Raw genomic sequence first — 4,765 nt, 5'->3', positions numbered from 1 at the left:
CTCATAGCTCTGGCGCTCATGGTTGCTGGAGTAAGGCTCCCCGCTGAAATCATTGAACCGATAAAAACAGTCGGCTGGCTCAGCATACCTCTCCTCCTGATTTACTTCGGCTCGAGGATAACGCTGAGGGCCTTTGAGGTGAGAAAGCTCCTGGAGGTTGGAGCCTTCAGGATTGCGATTCCTTTCGTCTTCGTCTTCCTCACCCTCCGCTGGGCGAAGCCGGAGGTTTTTTACTCGGTTCTCGTCGAGGCGAGCATGCCCCCAGCGATAGCGGCCAACGCGATTCTGGCTCAATACAGGCTCAAGGCGGAAGAGGCCATAAGCGTAACATTTGTGCTGACACTCATCGTCATTTCACTCTTCGTCGCCTTACGCTTTCTGATTTGAGAATTAGGGAATCCTAAGGAAAGAATAATATACCCCCAACGCAAAGTTTAGCTAATACAAGCCCGGGTACCCTTTCGGTTCTTTGGAGGGCCTCCCATGAGGAAGGTACTCGCGGTGGCGGTTGCCCTTTTGATTGTTCTAGGGACCGCCGCCGGGGCGGTTTACGCTGGATGCACAAGGGAACCGGGGCGTGAGATGGCCCCGAGAAACGACGAAGATAGCCCAGACCCCGAATCCGCTTTAATGCGGTTTCTTGAGCACCCTTCCGATGAGCTGCTGCGTTCCAGAGTTGATTGGGGACTGAAGCTGGGGTTCTCCAGCTCACACGCCTTCAGGTTCACGGATTCTCCGCCACCTTCCAGAACTCACCGTTACAATTCGTCCCCAGGTTACTGGTCGAGTTCCATTAAGCAACGGAGGGCGAAAACCGCTCTTCTCGGCCTTCCCGTGGGGGCGCTCCTTCCCGTCGCAGATTCTCCGTTTGGAGTTCTCCCTTGTTTGCGGGTTGAAGAGAATCCTCTTGCAACCGTCGGGGTTGCCGCATTGTACGGCGGTTCTGACGGTTCTGTCCAGCCGCAGGCTGAAGCTCTTTTCGGTCTGGAAAGGGCTTGGAGGTACGTGGGGTGAGTTAAATGGGGTTTATGGACTCCCTGAAAAGCGCCGCTTCGAGTTTTGTTAAGTCCATACGCCACAAGACCTTCAAGATACGCGCGGAAGAGCTGGCGGAAAAGTGGGAAAAGCTCAGGCACTACGGCGTCGAAATTGAAGCCGAGTCCCGCTACGGAGGAAAGTACAGCACCTCCGCCTGGTTCGTCATAGAGGACGTATCGGCCAAAGAAGTCGAGGTCGGAATAATCCGGAAGTCCCGGAAGAAGAAAATCACGGTGAAGTGCTACCGCGAGATAGAGCCCTACGACGAGTACGAAGAGGAAGAAGAAGGGGGATGGTTCGACTACCGCAGGGAGGAGGACACAATCGAAAGGAGGGAGCTGACCCTCTGGGAGGGCGACAGGGTCAAGATTCGCATGACCGAGGCCAACTACGAGAGATTAGTCGAGAGGGAGGGCCAGATTGTATGATAAGCCGCGGGTCAGCCTTTCCTTTTTTCCTGCTTCAGGAGGTGGTTGTATGAAAAGAATCGTGCTCGTGCTGGTGCTGGTCGCCATTGTGCTGGTGGCCGGTTGCACGGGGGGAACAACAGAGAAACCCACGTCAAGTACGAGTCCTCCATTGACAACCCAGGGGACGACCGGTGGAAGCCAAACCACCACCAGCGGCACCGTGGAGACGTCAACCGGAACTTCAGAGAAGGTAACGAGCCTTGAGGAGATAGCCGGCAGGGGGCACGTCGAACTGCTCAGTGGAAACTGGGTTGGAATAAAGGTCTACGTTGACGGCTCATCGTGGGTCAGCAACGGCAACGCGTACAACACGCGCTTCGACTACGCCCCGATGTTCTACTCCGGCGGAAACCTCTACGTCTACCAGTACGCCGACGAGAGCTTTTCCTACGCCTACGAGGACGGCACCCTGAGGGCATATCCCTTCATCGTCCTCGACGTGCCCGTGAAGGGAGTTGACTTCACCCTCGGGGGCCCTTCAGGCTCGATACTCGTCGTGTCCGAAGACGGAACCCTCCACTTCATCTCCTACGACACAGACGAGTACCAGAAGTGGCCGGAGGACAAACCGAAGGTGGCCTACTTCAAGAAGATAAAGGTTCACGAAACCTGGCCGCTTGGAGTTGAAAAGGTCGTTGCCGGCTCGGACAGTGGAGATGAGTACGTCTATTACGTCGCCTGGAGCAAGGACAAGGCCTACGTCATCGGGATGACCGCTGAGGAGGCATCGAAACTCGCCCGCGGGGAGGGGAGCAAACCCAAGGCTAAAGAATTCAAGTTCGATTCGATACAAGACGTCCTGATTGGGGGCGAGGGAATCTACGTCCTGAGCGGAGGAAAGCTGTACATCATCAACATCGCCGACGGTCCGGGAGGCCTCGGCATCACCGGAACGGTAGAGACGAATGCCAGGCAGGTGTCGCTGGACACGGGCGAGGACTACGACTACGTAGCGCTCTACAACGGAAGCGCCGTCCTCGTAATGAGAGTCTCAAAGGGGAAGGTGAAGGAGAAGGCAAGCTATCCACTGAGGGGTTTTGAGAGGGTTCAGGTGTACGTCAGGTCGGGTGACGTTGACGTAACGGCCGTTAAAGGAAATGAGATGGCATTCTACGACGTCAGCCTCGGGAGGACGAACCTCGAGCTTATTGGCTACGTCCAGCTTCCGGCCGGGGCGAAGTGGTTCGAAGGCTCCTACCCATACGCCGACACGACGGTTGTGCTCTGGGACGAAAACGGCAACTACTACAAGTTCGCCGCCAACCTGACGGCGGGCCAGAGCGGGGGGACAACGGCCTCAAACGAAACCGGGACGTCGGGAACCTCCGAAGGCTCGGGGGAAACGGGAACGGAAACCCAGACCTCCACCCCACCGACCCCGGCCGGTTCGGCGAGCAGTCTGAACGGATTCCTTGAGAACGCCTACACCGTCGAGGGCCTCATCTACACCAGAGATGGCTACAGCTACCGCGGAATAAAGATAACGCCGAAGCTGGGCAGGCTGTACTACTTCCCCTACGGCTACGACTCGGTCGTCTTCTTGGTCTATGAGAACAAGGTTCTCAGCATAGTCCCCTGGGACTCAGACTTCTTCGACGGAACGACCGATAAACCCAGCATTGACCCCCACGACACGGGCGCCGTCGACCTAATCCTACTCCCAGCCAAGGCGAGGCTCTACTACTCCCTTCCAAACGGGGACTACGCCGTCATGGTTGACCAGAACGGAAGGCTCCACATCCTCATGGGCCTGAATAGGCACGTCGGCGACGATGTTGAATGGTACACCTTCATGGGCGACGCCGTTTACGACTTCAACGCCTCTGGAATAGTTGCCCAGAGCTTCTGGTCGAGCTACCTTGTCTTCGCGTGGAAGGGGAGCGAGCTGAGGGTCTACATCTACAATTCAGATACAGCTTCCAAGATGTGGAACGGGGAGGCGAACGTAACGGTCGAGCCGAGGGTCTACAGCCTGCCCGGCCGGATATGGGAGGTCAACCCCTACATAGCCGACCAGTTCGTCGTCGTTCTAACCGACGAGGGCACCTACCTCCTCCCCAACCCGGTTGGATACTACAAGGACGACACAAACGTTTACCGGATTGACGACCGCGTGGACTTAATCGGCGCCTACCACTACTGGTACCTCGACGAACTTCTCGCCTACTCGAACGGCAAGCTCTACGGCCTCGCGCCGGACTACTCCAGCGGTAAGGTGAGCGTGGAGAAAGGCCCCTACCTCGATGTTCCGAACGCGGTCGGTCTCTACGGGGCCAACGACCAGGATGAGTTCATAGCGCTGTCGCTCAGCGACGGGACGCTGGGGCTTTACCAGCACGCCTGGAACGACCAGAAACAGGCCTACGAATTCGCTTTCAGGAAGAACCTCTACCTCCCGGCGCCGCTGGTGAGGTTCACCTTCGACCACAGACCGGAGTGGAACTGGACGCGGGTGCTCGGTTTAGGGGCCGACGGTTCGTTCTACAACTTCGAGGTTCAGGGGGCAGGCTGATGGAGGCCCAGCTGATAGTTCCCGTTCAGGAGATAGTGAGGGGAAAGCCCAAGTTTGGCGTCTGGGCGGTGATTGGCGACAAGGTCTACTACATCAGAATGAAGGAGGGAACATGGGGCGACGCCCTGAACAGGGGGCTCATGTACGGAGGGGCGAACCTCTCCATGTACGTCGCCTTCCAGGCGGGTCAGGAGTATCGGAAAGCCGTCGAGAGGTACCTCTCCTCCCTTGAGCTTCCGCCCGATTTCATAGAGCGCGCCGATGACTACGCGAGGGGGAGCGAGAAAAGCTTCGTGGCGAGGATTGAGGAGACCTCCGTAAAGCGCGGAAAGAGCTTCCTCGGCAACGAGGCCAACGGCCAGACCCCGGTCGAGCTTAAAGCCCCCAACGGCTCTGTGAAGTTCTACGTCCCAACGGAGACCTTCGAAAAGATAAAGCCGCTCCTCCTGACGATGCCCTTCGGGGAGTACAGGGAAGCGAGGCTCTGGGTCTTCTGAGATAGCTTTTTATCCCTTTCGATTTCTCTTTTAATGGTGGTTCGTATGGAGCGCGTCGTCGAGATTCTGAAAGAGATTCTGGAGATTCCGTCCCCGACCGGCTACACGAGGGAGGTCCTCGCGCACATCGAGAGAAAGCTCGACAAGGCTGGAATAAAGACGAGGTACACCAACAAGGGCGCACTTCTCGCCTACAATCACCCGGAGCCCGAACTGGTTATAGCGGGCCACGTGGACACTCTCGGCGC

Annotated in this window: 3 protein-coding genes and 2 pseudogenes; all 5 read left to right on the top strand. The window is 57.3% G+C overall.

The genetic code is table 11. The annotated features are described in order from the left end of the window. Positions 1–387: pseudogene (locus tag MVK46_RS05260) on the top strand (transporter); the annotation flags it as partial. Positions 388–1,019: 632 nt separating this feature from the next. Continuing rightward, on the top strand, positions 1,020–1,466 hold the full coding sequence (locus MVK46_RS05255; protein WP_297535594.1) for a hypothetical protein: 447 nt from the start codon (positions 1,020–1,022) through the stop codon (positions 1,464–1,466). A 49-nt stretch (positions 1,467–1,515) separates the two neighbouring features. Beyond that, on the top strand, positions 1,516–4,020 hold the full coding sequence (locus tag MVK46_RS05250; protein ID WP_297535593.1) for a hypothetical protein: 2,505 nt from the start codon (positions 1,516–1,518) through the stop codon (positions 4,018–4,020). Then, positions 4,020–4,517 carry a hypothetical protein gene (locus MVK46_RS05245; protein ID WP_297535592.1) on the top strand — a complete coding sequence of 166 codons (498 nt, stop codon included), beginning with the start codon at positions 4,020–4,022 and terminating at the stop codon, positions 4,515–4,517. Before MVK46_RS05250 ends, MVK46_RS05245 begins: the two co-directional genes overlap by 1 nt. A 45-nt stretch (positions 4,518–4,562) precedes the next feature. Further along, positions 4,563–4,765 (top strand): annotated as a pseudogene (locus MVK46_RS05240) (glucanase); the annotation flags it as partial.

The sequence above is a fragment of the Thermococcus sp. genome (genome assembly GCF_027066465.1).
Taxonomy (GTDB): domain Archaea; phylum Methanobacteriota_B; class Thermococci; order Thermococcales; family Thermococcaceae; genus Thermococcus.
The sequence above is the reverse complement of the archived record's forward strand: the minus strand, read 5'-3'. Positions and strand labels throughout refer to the sequence as shown.